The 13,092-nt window shown below is 59.3% G+C and carries 11 protein-coding genes, 1 tRNA gene and 4 pseudogenes; 10 read left to right on the top strand and 6 right to left on the bottom strand.

From position 1 onward, the window contains the following. Window positions 1–35 precede the first annotated feature (35 nt). From OYT13_RS23870 to OYT13_RS23835, 8 genes are all read left to right on the top strand, one after another. Window positions 36–365, top strand: coding sequence for a c-type cytochrome (locus tag OYT13_RS23870; RefSeq protein ID WP_017233577.1), 330 nt, complete (start codon window positions 36–38; stop codon window positions 363–365). A 136-nt stretch (window positions 366–501) separates the two neighbouring features. After that, window positions 502–969 carry a thiosulfate oxidation carrier protein SoxY gene (gene soxY, locus OYT13_RS23865; RefSeq protein ID WP_017233576.1) on the top strand — a complete coding sequence of 156 codons (468 nt, stop codon included), beginning with the start codon at window positions 502–504 and terminating at the stop codon, window positions 967–969. A gap of 31 nt (window positions 970–1,000) precedes the next feature. Continuing rightward, the gene (gene soxZ / locus OYT13_RS23860) at window positions 1,001–1,312 is read left to right on the top strand and encodes a thiosulfate oxidation carrier complex protein SoxZ (protein ID WP_017233575.1); all 312 of its coding nucleotides are present in this window, start codon (window positions 1,001–1,003) and stop codon (window positions 1,310–1,312) included. A 165-nt stretch (window positions 1,313–1,477) separates the two neighbouring features. Then, window positions 1,478–2,353 carry a sulfur oxidation c-type cytochrome SoxA gene (gene soxA, locus OYT13_RS23855; protein ID WP_083902279.1) on the top strand — a complete coding sequence of 292 codons (876 nt, stop codon included), beginning with the start codon at window positions 1,478–1,480 and terminating at the stop codon, window positions 2,351–2,353. A gap of 19 nt (window positions 2,354–2,372) precedes the next feature. Then, window positions 2,373–3,023, top strand: coding sequence for a sulfur oxidation c-type cytochrome SoxX (gene soxX / locus OYT13_RS23850; protein ID WP_268567039.1), 651 nt, complete (start codon window positions 2,373–2,375; stop codon window positions 3,021–3,023). A 70-nt stretch (window positions 3,024–3,093) separates the two neighbouring features. Continuing rightward, window positions 3,094–3,831, top strand: a complete 738-nt coding sequence (locus OYT13_RS23845; RefSeq protein ID WP_327198107.1) for a TlpA family protein disulfide reductase — start codon at window positions 3,094–3,096, stop codon at window positions 3,829–3,831. A 312-nt stretch (window positions 3,832–4,143) separates the two neighbouring features. Further along, window positions 4,144–5,853: a thiosulfohydrolase SoxB gene (soxB, locus tag OYT13_RS23840; RefSeq protein WP_268567038.1), complete on the top strand. Its 1,710-nt coding sequence runs from the start codon at window positions 4,144–4,146 to the stop codon at window positions 5,851–5,853. 91 nt (window positions 5,854–5,944) lie between these two features. Beyond that, a tRNA-Ala gene (locus tag OYT13_RS23835) sits at window positions 5,945–6,020 on the top strand. A 240-nt stretch (window positions 6,021–6,260) separates the two neighbouring features. Here the strand turns inward: OYT13_RS23835 and OYT13_RS23830 are convergent. Then, a pseudogene (locus tag OYT13_RS23830) lies at window positions 6,261–6,533 on the bottom strand (integrase core domain-containing protein); the annotation flags it as partial. A gap of 81 nt (window positions 6,534–6,614) precedes the next feature. Here OYT13_RS23830 and OYT13_RS23825 point away from each other — a divergent pair. Then, on the top strand, window positions 6,615–7,901 hold the full coding sequence (locus tag OYT13_RS23825) for an IS110 family transposase (protein WP_442796440.1): 1,287 nt from the start codon (window positions 6,615–6,617) through the stop codon (window positions 7,899–7,901). A 229-nt stretch (window positions 7,902–8,130) separates the two neighbouring features. On the opposite strand, the pseudogene OYT13_RS23820 reads toward OYT13_RS23825, so the two are convergent. The 3 genes and pseudogenes from OYT13_RS23820 to OYT13_RS23810 form a co-directional block, all read right to left on the bottom strand. Next, window positions 8,131–8,616, bottom strand: a pseudogene (locus OYT13_RS23820) (DDE-type integrase/transposase/recombinase); the annotation flags it as partial. Window positions 8,617–8,648: 32 nt separating this feature from the next. Continuing rightward, window positions 8,649–9,757, bottom strand: a protein-coding gene (locus tag OYT13_RS23815; RefSeq protein ID WP_150728839.1) for an IS3 family transposase whose coding sequence is annotated in 2 segments (ribosomal slippage) — window positions 8,649–9,508 and window positions 9,508–9,757 — 1,110 coding nt in all. Because the reading frame shifts where the segments join, the coding sequence is not laid out codon by codon here. Between the two features lie 73 nt (window positions 9,758–9,830). Further along, a pseudogene (locus OYT13_RS23810) lies at window positions 9,831–10,042 on the bottom strand (IS3 family transposase); the annotation flags it as partial. A gap of 67 nt (window positions 10,043–10,109) precedes the next feature. Here OYT13_RS23810 and OYT13_RS23805 point away from each other — a divergent pair. Beyond that, window positions 10,110–11,123: an IS110 family transposase gene (locus tag OYT13_RS23805; RefSeq protein WP_268567036.1), complete on the top strand. Its 1,014-nt coding sequence runs from the start codon at window positions 10,110–10,112 to the stop codon at window positions 11,121–11,123. A gap of 229 nt (window positions 11,124–11,352) precedes the next feature. Here the strand turns inward: OYT13_RS23805 and OYT13_RS23800 are convergent. Beyond that, a pseudogene (locus tag OYT13_RS23800) lies at window positions 11,353–11,469 on the bottom strand (transposase); the annotation flags it as partial. 83 nt (window positions 11,470–11,552) lie between these two features. Then, the gene (locus OYT13_RS23795; protein ID WP_268567035.1) at window positions 11,553–13,061 is read right to left on the bottom strand and encodes a hypothetical protein; all 1,509 of its coding nucleotides are present in this window, start codon (window positions 13,059–13,061) and stop codon (window positions 11,553–11,555) included. Window positions 13,062–13,092: the final 31 nt, after the last annotated feature.

The raw sequence follows: 13,092 nt of genomic DNA, 5'->3' as shown, positions 1-13,092 counted from the left end.
GACCCCCGTCCCCTACACAAATCGAAGGAGATACGATGAAAAAGATGCTGATCGCCGCGGCCATGCTGGCCGGCACCTCGCTGGCCCATGCCGGTGTCGATGTCGCAGCGGCGACCAAGCTCGCGGGTGCCAACGCCTGTATGGGTTGCCACGCCGTCGACAAGAAGCTGGTGGGCCCGGCCTATCAGGAAGTGGCTGCCAAGTACAAGGGTGACAAGGACGCGGTGGCCAAGCTGGTCAAGAAAGTGAAGGGCGGTGGTTCGGGTGTCTGGGGTCCGATCCCGATGCCGGCGCACCCGAACCTGTCGGATGCCGACGCCAAGATCCTCGTTGAGTGGGTTCTGGCCGGCGCCCCGGCGAAGTAACACCGGGGCAGGGGGCTCGCCGGCAGGCTGCCCGGCAGGATCGGGCGGCGGGTCAGGCGAGCGAACGGCGGCCGGTACGTGGCGGATCGATGGTCCACTTCGTATCGGCGGCCCTCAGAGAAGGAAACACACAGAGATGAACCAACAGCGACGCGACATGCTGCGGTTTTCCGCGGTAATGGGACTGGCGGTAGCCGCCGGGCTGATCAAGCCCGAAGAGGCGCGCGCGGCAGAGGCGCATTGGAACAAGGCGGCGTTCTCGACCCGGAGCGTGGCCGACACGGTCAAGGCCCTGGGTGGCACGGGCACCAGCCCGAGCGATTTGGTGGTGCTGACCGCGCCCGACATCGCCGAGAACGGAGCGGTTGTGCCGGTGGCGGTGGCGAGCAAGGCGCCGAATACGCAGATGATCGCGATTCTGATCGAGAAGAATCCGAATACGCTTGCGGCGTCGTTCGAGATTCCCGACGGTACCGAGCCGGCGGTGACCACGCGTGTGAAGATGGGCCAGACCTCGAAGGTCTATGCGCTCGTCAAGGCGGACAACAAGTACCTCGTGGCCGAGAAGGAAATCAAGGTCACGCTGGGCGGCTGCGGCGGTTAAGCGACGCATCGTAGAACAGAGGAGCCACAACATGGGTAATCCGATGCGCATTCGCGCAACCGAGGCCGGCGGTGTCGTCGAGGTCAAGGTGCTGATGAGTCACATCATGGAAACCGGCCAGCGCAAGGACGCTTCCGGTAATATCGTCCCGGCACACTTCATCCAGAACGTCACGGTGACTTGCAACGGGAAGACGGTGCTGTCGGCCGAATGGGGCCCGGCGGTGTCGAAAGATCCGTTCATGGCGTTCAAGTTCAAGGGCGCCAAGAAGGGCGACAAGGTCACGGTCATGTGGGTCGACAACAAGGGCGACTCGCGGACCGACGAGACGGCCATCGCCTGACGGGCGAACGTCGGCAGACGTGCGGCGGCGCGTCATAGGCGCTGCCACGCGAATCCGGCCGGGTGGGACGGCGTGAAGCGAAATCCGCGCCGTGCAGTGTGCAAGCACGAGCGCTCTCGGGAGATTCCCCGTTGCGCGGACCAACCCCACGAAGAGGAGATCGAGATGAACGAGGCGCAACATAGCGCACGGGCGAGCCAACGAAAGAGCACGGCAGGAGACGCAGCGTGGCTGCGACGGACTGTGCTCGGCGGCGTGCTCGTCATCGCGGGCGTCAGTGCCCCCGCATTCGCTGCAGAAAGTTCGACGGCCGACGCCATCGCGCAATATCGCGAGATGCTCGCCGACGGCAATCCAGCAGAACTCGTCGAGATGCGCGGCGAGGAACTCTGGAAGACACCACGCGGCCCGAACAACGTATCGATGGCGCAGTGCGACCTGGGGCTTGGCGCGGGTGTCGTCAAGAACGCCTACGCGCAACTGCCGCGCTACTTCCCCGACACGAAACGCGTGCTCGATGCCGAGTCGCGCATCGTCGAGTGCATGGTGCATCTGCAGGGCTTCAAGCGCGCGGACGTCATCAAGCAACCGTTCTCCAAGGAAGGGCAGGATCCGACCGATCTCGAAGCGCTCACCGCCTATGTGGCGGGTCAGTCGCGCGGCGCCGTCATTCACGTGTCGCAGGCGCACAAGGAAGAGAAGGACGCCTACGCGCGCGGTCAGAAGATCTTCTACTACCGTTCCGGTCCGTACGATTTCTCATGCGCGTCGTGCCACGGGGCGGATGACAAGCGTATCCGTCTTCAGGATCTGCCGAACCTGACCAAGCCCGCGGCGGCGCGACAGGCGTTTGCGACGTGGCCGGGCTATCGTGTCTCGCAGGGTGCGCTGCGCACGATGCAGTGGCGGATGAACGATTGCTTCCGCCAGCAGCGCATGCCGGTGCTGAATTACGGCTCGCAGGCGTCCATTGACCTGATTACCTTCCTCGGCGTGATGGCCAATGGCGGCAAGATGGACGCCCCTGGCCTGAAGCGCTGACCGATTGCGAGGCACACCCATGAAATCATTCGCATTGCGCGCGACGGGCGTCGCGCTGGCAGCGGCCGGGGCACTCGTCGTCGGCACGGCCTTCGCGCAGGACGAGAGTCCGAAGCTGGTGAGCGGCACGACCGATGCGGCCGTTGTGCAGGAATTGCGCGATTCGTTCCGCGCCTCGGGCATCGCGCAGCTTGACCGCATCGATCAGAGCGAGTTGCAGAAGCTGTGCACGCAGTACGCGACCAAGCCGATGCCGGCGAAGGTGGCTGAAGGGCTGCAAAAAGCCGAGCTGGCGAAGGTCAAGGCACCGGCCGACGGTCAATATCTTGGTGACTGGAAGGAAGGCGAGAAGGTTGCCCAGAACGGTCGAGGCCTGCAGTTCACCGACAAGGCCGATACCGTCAATGGCGGCAACTGTTACGCGTGCCACCAGTTGACCAAGAGTGAGATCTCGTTCGGCAACATCGGTCCGTCGTTGTATCACTACGGCAAGCTGCGCGGCGATTCGCCCGAAGTGGTCAAGTACACGTGGGCGAAGGTCTACGACTCGCATAGCTACGCGGCTTGCTCGAACATGCCGAGGTTTGGCGCGGCGGGCATTCTGACCGAGAAACAGTTGAAGGACGTCATGGCGTTGCTGCTCGACCCCGCGTCTCCCGTCAATCAATAAGCCACCGCCGTTCCGGCGGGCGACCCGAGATCGTTGATCGACGGTCGCCCGCCGGTTTCCGGAGCGCTGCATGACATCCCTGGAATATACGAATCAAGTCGCTGATCGTCGCCGACCGTCGCGATGGTCGCGCTCGCGTGCGGACTGGCGAGGTGGCTGTGGGTTTGCGTCTGTCTCGGATTCGCGTCTTGCGCGAATGACCGTCTGGCAGATGGGGGCGCGCTCGATGCTGGGTTGGGTGGGCGCTGTTTTTGGGGCCTGCGGGGTGCGTCGAACGCGCCACGTTGCACAACGAAGTGGCATGGGCGTGTTCGGGCGTTTGAAAGCGACGATGGGCGCGGCGTTCGTCGTGGGAGCGATGTCCCTTGTTGGCGCACCGGCGCACGCGCTGGAGGTCGGCGACACGGTCACGCTGCCGTCGCTCACGCTGCTCGATGGCAAGACGCTGCCCGCAAGCGCGTTCAAGGACCGGACGGTCATCGTCGAGTATTGGGCGTCGTGGTGTCCGTTCTGTGCGCAGCAGAATCCGCATGTGCAGAAGCTTTACGAGGCCACCCGCGGCAAGTCGATCCAGATCGTCACGCTATCGATCGACAAGAAACCGCAGGAAGCCATCGACTACCTCAAGACGCATGGCTACACGTTTCCTGCGGGTATGGAAACGGACGCCTGGCGGGCGGTGCTGGGCAAGCGTCGCGGGTTGCCGGAGTTGTATGTGATCGGCCGCAACGGCAAAGTGCTGCGCAAGGAAGTCGGCGAGATGTTCGGCGAGGACGTGGCGGCGCTGGCGGACTACGCGGGGAAGTGACCAGATGACCAATTGACAAGGCGCCGAGGTGGCAAGGTGACCAAGTGCCCCCGGTGTTTCGGTGATTTGGCAACCCGATGAATCAGGATTTGAATCAGAGATTCGGTAATTCGGTGAATCGACGACTCGGTGATTTGAAGACTCAGTGAATTGGCGGGACGAGACGGAAGATGATCGTTGCCGTATCACTGTGGGACGTTCGCTGCGGCATCGCGTCGATGGTGTACTTGCGCGGTACGAGCTGACGGGTACGGATGCATTAGCTAACGACAAAGCAGGCGCGCCGCACGACGTGTGCGTTACGGAGACGAAATGAATCGACGCGAGTTCATGCAGGTGTTGGCGGTGGCGGCGGCGGGCGGGATGGCGCTGTCGCATCAGGAGATGGCAGCGGCCAAGGCGGCAGACGTGTTCTACGACCTGCCGAAATTCGGCAATGTGCATCTGCTGCATTTCACCGACTGCCATGCGCAGTTGCTGCCGATGTATTTCCGCGAGCCGAGCGTCAATCTGGGGATCGGCGAGCAGGCGAACAAGCCGCCGCATCTGGTGGGCGAGGCATTCTTGAAGGCATATGGTTTGCGTCCCGGCACGCCAGACGCGTATGCGTTCACGTACCTCGACTTTGCCGCGGCGGCGCGCACGTACGGCAAGGTCGGCGGGTTTGCGCACCTTGCGACGCTGGTCGAGCGCATGAAGGCGTCGCGCCCCGGCGCGCTGCTGCTGGACGGCGGCGACACGTGGCAAGGGTCCGGCACGTCGATGTGGACGAAGGGCCAGGACATGGTCGACGCCACGCTGGCGCTTGGCGTCGACGTGATGACGGCGCACTGGGAATTTACGTACGGGGCGGATCGCGTGAAGTCCGTCGTCGAGGAGCAGCTCAAGGGGAAGATCGACTTCGTCGCCCAGAATGTACAGACGAACGATTTCGGCGACCCGGTCTTCGCGCCGTACACGATCAAGACGATGAACGGGGTGCCGGTGGCGATCATCGGGCAGGCGTTCCCCTACACGCCGATTGCGAACCCACGCTATTTCGTGCCGGACTGGACATTCGGCATTCAGGAGGAGCGTCTGCAGTCGATGGTCGACGAGGTGCGCGGCAAGGGGGCGCAGGTCGTGGTCTTGTTGTCGCACAACGGGATGGACGTCGATCTGAAGCTGGCGTCGCGCGTGCGGGGTATCGATGCGATTCTGGGCGGTCATACGCACGACGGGGTGCCGAAGCCTGTCACCGTGGAAAACGCTGGCGGCAAGACGCTTGTGACGAATGCCGGGTCGAACGGCAAGTTCCTGGCGGTGCTGGACTTCGACGTGAAGGGCGGCAAGCCGGTGGACTTCCGTTACAAGCTGCTGCCGGTGTTCTCCAATTTGCTCCCGGCCGACGCGCCGATGCAGGCGCTCATCGAGCGCGTGCGTGCGCCATTTGCGGCGAAGCTGGCGGAACCGCTGGCGGTGACGGAAGGCGTGCTGTATCGGCGAGGCAACTTCAACGGGACGTTCGATCAGTTGTTGCTCGACGCGGTGATGGCGGAGAAAGATGCCGAGATTGGCTTCTCGCCGGGATTCCGTTGGGGGACGTCGCTGCTGCCGGGGCAAACGATCACGATGGAGCAGTTGCTTGATCAGACGGCGATCACGTATCCCTACACGACGCTGACACCGATGACCGGCGAGACGATCAAGACGGTGCTCGAGGATGTGGCCGACAACCTGTTCAACCCCGATCCGTACTACCAGCAGGGCGGAGACATGGTGCGCGTGGGCGGGATGGACTACACGATCGACCCGATGGCGCCGATGGGGCAGCGCATCACGGAGATGCGTCTGAACGGCAAACTGATCGAGGCGGGCAAGACATACAAGGTGGCGGGCTGGGCGCCGGTGGCCGAGGGAGTGCAGGGCGAGGCGGTATGGGATGTGGTGGCGCGGTATCTGCGCGCACAGAAGACGGTGGTCGCGAAAGCGCCGAAAGTGCCGTCCATCAAGGGGATGAAGGGGAATTTGGGGGCGGTTTGAGGGCGAAAATTCCGAAAATCCAACAAATCCCGAGCGTTTTTGTCGGCTGCTCGCCGGGAATCCAAAAACCGCTATAATTGGCAGCTCGTGTGGGGCGGTAGCTCAGCTGGGAGAGCGTCGCGTTCGCAATGCGAAGGTCGGGAGTTCGATCCTCCTCCGCTCCACCAACTTCTATGTAGCTACTCGCGATGTGGGGCGCCACGCCTCGGATTTGCCGCCCTCGGGGCCATTGTTTTCGGCTCAATAAATCCCATAGATTACTGACATCGGCTGTTGCACGATGTTGCACTCGCTGTGTGCTGGCCAAGATTGACTTGGCTCTCCCACACGTCTGCAATTGTGCATGTCGTCACGAGCCCGAGTTGACTGGTAATCCCCCCACTTTTAACGCGGTTCAGAAGTAGAGGCTATGCGGCGACCATCAGCCGCTGTTTCGGTGTTATACCGCCAAGGCCCATGTTGGGGCGCTCGTGATTGTATTGCCACATCCATTCCGTTGCGAACTGCTGGACGTGCGCCAGATCATCCCAGTAGTACTGCGACAGCCATTCATAACGTACCGTGCGGTTGAAGCGCTCCACGTAGGCGTTCTGCTGCGGCTTGCCCGGCTGGATATAGTTCAATGCGATGTCGCGTTGCGAGGCCCATTGCGTGATCGCGTCACTCAGGTACTCCGGGCCGTAGTAAGTGCAGAATGGTTGTCAGCCAAACAGGGCGAGAGGCATCCTGAGGTTTCTCAAGGATCTGAGGAGGACGCCGAGATGGCTGACACTATGGATACTACGACCAAAGCGAATTTACTGGCGATCGACGTGGCTCGTCGATCGAATGCCGTTTTCGTTGAATTGCTGAGCGGCGAGCAGCGCCGGTTCAGAATGACGAATAGCGCGCAAGATTTTGATCGGCTGCTGAAATTCATCAGCGCAACGCCAGGCTCATGGCGAGCTGCCCTCGAGCCGACTGGCGACTATCACAGGCCCATTGCTTACCGGTTGTTGGGTGCTGGTGTCGAGGTAGTCATTGTGTCCTCTGTTGCACAAGCACGGTATCGCGAAGCGAAATTCAATTCGTGGGACAAGAATGATCCGAAAGATGCTTCGGTAATCCTGGACATGCTCAAGCACGGAATGGTGATGCGATACGTCGACCCTATGGTCGAAGGGCATCATGATTTACAGGAGCTATCAAAAACGTACTATCAGGTGTCCCGAGCCCGGACCCGAGTGCTGCATTCCATTGCCAATCACCACCTTCCGCTCTATTTCCCAGAGATGCAGCGGTATTGGCAAACGACGCGTATCGAGTGGTGGCTTCGTTTCATGCTTGAATTCCCAACCCCGGCTCACGTGCGGGCCCTCAGCCTGGATGCGTTCATTCTCCAAGCTTGGGATCTTGTCGGCAGGAAAGTTGAGAAGACCGCGAAGTTGACCGAGATTTGGCGAATGGCGGAGCATTCGGCAGCGTTACCGCACGCCCCGAATTGCCTCGCAGTCGAGACATTTCGAGTGTCGTTGCGCCAAGCCCAGCATTTGAACGAGCTGCGTAGCGAACTCGAGCACCGCGCGGAGCAAGTGCTGGTCTCCAATAAGGATTACGAGCAATTGCTGAGTTTGCCAGGCATTGGTCCCATCATCGCTCTGACCGTGCTGGCAGAAGTCGGCGATGTCAGGCGGTTCGCTCACCATCGGCAATTCTTGAAATACTGCGGCTTTGATCTGGCCAAACTGCAATCCGGCGCCCGACGCGGACGAGAGCAACTATCCAAGCGCGGCAACGCTCGCCTGCGTCTGGCATTTTGGATGGCCGGACAAGTTGCCATTCGCGTGCGTGAGAATGCATTCAAGGACAAGTACGATCGGTATATCCATTCGGATCCTGGAAATCCTGATCTACGTCGCAAAGCGCTCACCGCCGTTGCAGCGAAAATGGCCCGCGTCGCGTTCAGCATCGTCAAAACTGGCCAACCGTATCAACGATTTTATGAGCAAAGCTTACCCAGCGGATCGATCCCTCTCAGTAGGGCCGTAGAGGCAGGGCCATGCCGCTGACCTCGTAGATAATGCTCGGACCTTCCGCTGGGCCTCCAAGCTGTTTTAAGTACGATGAAGACCTGCGCATATCGTCAGGATCTTGTTTCTACTATGGTGAGCTGCCTCGCCCATTGAAAGCGGAACTGGCTGGGAAGCGTTGCACGCTCTTTTCAACGTACGCGCTGTCATTCTGACTGCGCCTGGATGCTTGTTGTCTATTTGTTGGCTAAGCACTTGCAGTTAGTACGTTGTCGCAACGTATCGCCATCGGCTTTCCGCGCCACCCGATGATCTGCTCCAGCGCTCGTATGACACGGGCAGAGGGCAGCGAGAAGTCGATCTCGATGCCCAATGCTTCCCGGTTGAAGTCGTCGATCACGTTGAGAAGCCGGATGCTGCGACCGTCCTTCAACTGGTCGTGCATGAAGTCCATCGACCATACCGCGTTCGCTGACGCCGGTACCGCCAAGGGCTCCGGCGCCTGACGCACAAGCCGCTTACGCGGCTTGATGCGCAGATTCAGTTCGAGCTCGCAATAGATGCGGTAAATCCTCATGTGGTTCCATCCGAAGCCCTTCACGTTGCGCAGATACAGGAAGCACAGCCCGAATCCCCAGTTACGGTGGTTGTCGGTCAGCCTTAGCAACCAGTCAGCGATCTGTTCATTCTCCGCATTGCGCTTTCGCTCATAGCGATAGCAGGTCTGGCTTACGCCAAATGCCTCGCATGCAAGTGACCTGACGGATTTTTTCGTACCACTGGTATCTAGAGATTCACGGCCCCAGTGGTTGAACTACGTTCGCTAGCCCGACGAAAATCGGCCGGGGTTTGGTACTGCAAACTTGAATGCGGCCGAACTTCGTTGTAATGAGTCCGCCAGTCTTCGATCACGATTCTCGCCTCGATCCGGTTGCGAAACCACTCCATCGCCAAACACTCATCACGGAATTTTCCGTTGAAGCTCTCGTTGGTGCCGTTCTGCCAAGGCTTGCCTGGATCAATCAGTGCTGTCTCGATCCGCTCCTGGGCGGCCCATTTCAACAACGCTGTACTGACAAACTCAGGCCCGTTGTCTGACCGAAGATAGCGCGGTGCGCCGTGCAGGCTGATCAATCGACTGAGTACCTCAATAACTCGACGTGAGCGAATCGATCCCGCCACATCGATCGCCAGGCATTCCCGCGTATATTCGTCGACCACCGTCAGGCATTTGACTTGCTGACCGTTTGCACAGGCATCGAATACGAAGTCATAACACCATACCGAGTTTCGAGTTGCCGGCGCATGGGGTCTTGGTCGACTGCCAGCCACGCGACGTCTACGCCGCTTCTTCGGCACTTGCAGGCCCGCCTGCGCCCAAAGCGAGGCACATCGATCACGGCCGACGACAATACCTTCTCGGCCCAGCAGCACTCGGATGCGACGCGAACCGAAGCGCGGGAATTGCGCCGACAAAGTTCGCATTGCCTCGATCACCGGTGCATTTTTGCCGGGCATCTTTGGTGTGTAGCCTAAGCTTGATCGACTGATCTGCATAAGCGCACACGCTCGCCGGTGGCTCAAGCCCCGTTCGATTGCGAACCGGACTTGCTCGCAGCGAGCCTGCACGCTCACCACTTTTTTGCGCCGATCTCCTTCAAGACCTGAATATCCAGTGCTTGGTCCGCGACCAGCTTCTTCAGCCTGACATTCTCTGCTTCGAGCGCTTTGAGGCGTCTGACGTCATCACTGACCATCTCGCCGAAGCGCTTTCGCCAAGCGTAAATCGACGCCTCGCTCACGCCGTGGCGCTTGGCCACCTCGGGGATCGTATCTCGATCCGCTTCACGCAGAATTCGCACGATCTGCTCGTCACTGTACCGGCTCTTCTTCATACCAACTCCTCATCTGAGCTGAGGCGCCATTATCCCTAGATCTGATTGGTACGAAATTTTCAGGACAGGTCACAAGCCGTATCGATACCCCTCGGCGTGCCACTGCGTCGCTGGCCATCTCGCGGCGAGAAGATGGCCTCAGTCTTTTTTTGCCAGCGCCTCTGCGACGATCTCCGCCTTGATCTTCTCTTCGACGTACATCTTGCGCAGTCGCGCGTTCTCAGCCTCCAGCTCCTTCATCCGTGCCATCAGCGACACGTCCATGCCACCGTATTTGCCACGCCAGTTAATGGGATGGACTGCCCCCGAAGGGGTATCGTGCTAATGACTCATCTCGTGTTCGGAGGCCATCATGGCAATCTCTTTTCTCGGAATCGATGTGGCAAAAAATGTGTTCCAACTGCACGGCGTCGACGCGTCTGGGAAAATCATGCTACGACGCCGTGTCGCGCGGTCGCAACTCATGGAAGCTGTTCTGAGGCTCACGCCGTGCACCATCGGCATGGAGGCATGTGGTAGCGCCCACCACTGGGCCAGGGAGTTCGCGAAGCTGGGCCACGCGGTTCGGTTGATCAGTCCGCAGTTCGTCAAACCCTTCGTCAAGGGAAACAAAACCGACAGCAATGATGCAGAGGCCATATGCGAGGCATTACAACGCCCCTCAATGCGATTTGTTCCCGTAAAGTCTGTTGAGCAGCAGGATGTTCAAAGTCTGCATCGTGCTCGCAGTCGCTTGGTCAACAATCGAACTGGCTTGGTAAGCCAAATGAGAGGCATCTTGGCCGAGCGTGGCATCGTGTTTGCTCAGTCAATCACGCGGGCGCGTCGGGAGATTCCAACTATTGTTGCTGACACCGGCAATGCGCTCACACCGCTCGCGCGAGAAATGCTGTCCGATCTTATGGACCAGTTGCGTGAGCTTGACGGTCGAATCTCCGGTTTTGACAAGCGCATTGATGCGGTCTTCAAGGCCAGTGAAACGTGCCAGCGCATCGCGAAGATCGAAGGCGTCGGCCCCAAAACGGCCACCGCCATTGTGGCCGCTGTCTCGGACCCCAAAGACTTCAAAAACGGGCGTCATTTCTCCGCATGGCTGGGCTTGGTGCCTCGCCAGTGCTCAAGCGGCGACAAAACGAGACTCCAGGGAATCAGCAAGCGTGGCGATCGACATCTGCGAACGCTACTGATTCATGGCGCACGAGCGGTACTGCGAACTGCCCCCACAAAACAAGATAGAAAGCATGTTTGGGCTTTGGCGCTTCAGGAGCGGCGTGGCGCAAATCGTGCGATCGTCGCAATGGCCAACAAGATGGCTCGTACCATCTGGGCCGTGCTCGCCTCAGGCCAGCCTTATCACCCTGCGTAACCTTACTTCCACCGACGATGCGTTGATGATTGACAAGTGGCACACCGGTCGATCCGGCGAACAGGGAACCTGATTTTTATAACGGCCCTTGAGGTCTTCCAGTTGTTGAGGCCTGTTCGTGCGGATTTCCAGTTAGGCGCAGGGCTTTCCCATGACGCCGGATATATGTACGCAATCGACCCTCGTGCTCATCAAAACATCAGCTTGCTATCCAGGGCAGTCCATATATGTAGAACGTCGCCGTGCTGATACCCAACTCCCGGCAAATCTCCGGCACCGCCAGCCCAGATTCCGCCCGCTTGAGCGCATCCATGATCTGGCTATCCGTGAACTTCGATTTCTTCATTACGTAGAACTCCCTTTGCTGGAAATTCTACTTCTGATCCCGCTTACTGGACGGGGGCATTACCGTGTCACGTTCGAAGGGCGTTAGCTGGGTAGCACAGCGCGCCGCTTGGTAAGTCGATCGCGCCACCGCGCCACGCACCCCGCATTGCTCACAAGCGATTGCAGGGTCGCGAGGAGCGCCAGTGCTGCAAAGTTCATGACAAGTGGAATCACGTTCTGTCGTGGCGTCAACCCGAACTGGGAGGCCAGACTGGCTGTGTAGACCCCCATGAATGCCATGATGAATGAATTCTCGGTCATCCATCCTGCAAGGCGTTCAGTGGTGAGTACGGCCAGGCCCATCAGGAAACACCCGGCGAACACAATCCATATGGCACCACTCAGATAAAAGAATCCAATTGGCCCCGGCAACGTAGCGAACTGGAATTGCTTGGGATCCATATCCTTGTAGTGAGCTGCCGAAATCGACTGATATTCACTTATCGTGTTGAGCTGCCGCTGCTCCATCATCAGCCGGCCAAATGTTTTTAGGCTTTTGTCGTCATAAGCCACTGCAGCCATGACGCCTTCTGCGCCAACCCAGCGATCAACGGCCAATTGTGAAAATGTTACTGCCGCCCTTAGCAGGAAGCCGTGCGACTTCATCTCGGCAATGATGGCAGCGGCAGCCGGATTGCCTCCTGAGCCTCGCCCGTCACCCATGCTAGCCCGCGCAATCTCGGGGTGGCTCGTGTATGCGAATTCGCGTTGGAGGTTGACTGCGGTCGCCGTCACAAACGCTCCTACTGCCGCAACGGCAACGAACGCGAGGGCGGCACGGTGACCAAACAGACGGCGCCCCGAGAAATGCATGTATGCCAGCACAAGGCATACAGGCAAAAGATGAAAAACGTAACTGGCACGACTGAGAATTGAGACGCCGACGATGAAGCCTTCCAGTATCACGATGACGATGCCAAGCTTCACATTGCTGCGACTCAGTACGCTGAGGTACATCAGCGTGGCGACGCCGAGGGCGAAACCGGTCGACATGAGCCAACTCACCAGCGCATTACCCGGATAAGGCAGGATGACATCGGGTGGCAGGCCCACGCGTAAGATATTCAAGTCGGCATTTATCACTCCCAAGCCGAGTATGGCGAGAAACGACAACAGCCATGCCCACTTGAGCGCCGAGGGCAACCAGGGCTTCGCGCGCGGCCGCACGGTGTTCTCTCGCATAGGCACGTAGAAGCGCGACGCTACAAGGAAGGCGATGGCAAAGCCCATCATCCCTATGGTGGAAACGTGCAGAAGCTCTGAAAATTGAGCTGGAAGGAATTTGAATTTGCCGAGCGGCTCGATATAAGGATAGCCGACGATAAAGTGACAGGAAATTTTCAGCCAAATGCCTAGCCACACGAACAAGGCCAAAACGCCCGTGCCATAGGAGCGAGACTTGAATATCCCGATGTCGAGCATCAAGGCCGCACTGAGCGTGAAGAAAAAGAAATCGACAGCGTTGCCACCATAAATGCCAACAGCAACTAATCCCACCACCACGTGCAGTCCCCAAAGCACTGCACGGCCCCCACCTACCATACGCTGCATGATCACAATTTTCCCGTTTGGATCGAAGATG

The sequence above is a fragment of the Pandoraea sp. XJJ-1 genome, assembly GCF_026802345.1.
Taxonomy (GTDB): domain Bacteria; phylum Pseudomonadota; class Gammaproteobacteria; order Burkholderiales; family Burkholderiaceae; genus Pandoraea; species Pandoraea cepalis.
The sequence above is the reverse complement of the archived record's forward strand: the minus strand, read 5'-3'. Positions and strand labels throughout refer to the sequence as shown.

Bases quoted from the DNA above. Each gene is read 5' to 3' on its own strand.
- soxB (WP_268567038.1), top strand. From the start codon at position 4,144: ATGAATCGACGCGAGTTCATGCAGGTGTTGGCGGTGGCGGCGGCGGGC.
- OYT13_RS23805 (WP_268567036.1), top strand. From the start codon at position 10,110: ATGGCAATCTCTTTTCTCGGAATCGATGTGGCAAAAAATGTGTTCCAA.
- OYT13_RS23845 (WP_327198107.1), top strand. From the start codon at position 3,094: ATGACATCCCTGGAATATACGAATCAAGTCGCTGATCGTCGCCGACCG.
- OYT13_RS23870 (WP_017233577.1), top strand. From the start codon at position 36: ATGAAAAAGATGCTGATCGCCGCGGCCATGCTGGCCGGCACCTCGCTG.
- OYT13_RS23825 (WP_442796440.1), top strand. From the start codon at position 6,615: ATGGCTGACACTATGGATACTACGACCAAAGCGAATTTACTGGCGATC.
- soxZ (WP_017233575.1), top strand. From the start codon at position 1,001: ATGGGTAATCCGATGCGCATTCGCGCAACCGAGGCCGGCGGTGTCGTC.
- soxA (WP_083902279.1), top strand. From the start codon at position 1,478: ATGAACGAGGCGCAACATAGCGCACGGGCGAGCCAACGAAAGAGCACG.
- soxY (WP_017233576.1), top strand. From the start codon at position 502: ATGAACCAACAGCGACGCGACATGCTGCGGTTTTCCGCGGTAATGGGA.
- soxX (WP_268567039.1), top strand. From the start codon at position 2,373: ATGAAATCATTCGCATTGCGCGCGACGGGCGTCGCGCTGGCAGCGGCC.
- OYT13_RS23795 (WP_268567035.1), bottom strand. From the start codon at position 13,061: ATGCAGCGTATGGTAGGTGGGGGCCGTGCAGTGCTTTGGGGACTGCAC.